The organism is Bacillus cereus group sp. BfR-BA-01355, assembly GCF_022663675.1.
Taxonomy (GTDB): Bacteria; Bacillota; Bacilli; order Bacillales; family Bacillaceae_G; genus Bacillus_A; species Bacillus_A thuringiensis_S.
The window spans coordinates 1-206 of record NZ_JAKUFY010000537.1 but is presented as its reverse complement, the minus strand read 5'-3'; the positions used below and the strand labels follow the sequence as shown (position 1 = coordinate 206).

Genomic DNA, 206 nt, shown 5'->3' with positions numbered 1-206 from the left:
TCCCAGTCTTATGGGCAGGTTACCCACGTGTTACTCACCCGTCCGCCGCTAACTTCATAAGAGCAAGCTCTTAATCCATTCGCTCGACTTGCATGTATTAGGCACGCCGCCCGCGTTCATCCTGAGCCAGGATCAAACTCTCCAATAAAGTTAGTTTGTCTAGCATCTAAAAATAAAAATTGACGTTTCACGTTGTTTGTTTCGTT

The 206-nt window shown here is 45.6% G+C and carries 1 rRNA gene; it reads right to left on the bottom strand.

The features are described 5' to 3' along the window. Window positions 1–148 (bottom strand): 16S ribosomal RNA (locus MR167_RS32820); the annotation flags it as partial. Window positions 149–206 lie beyond the last annotated feature (58 nt).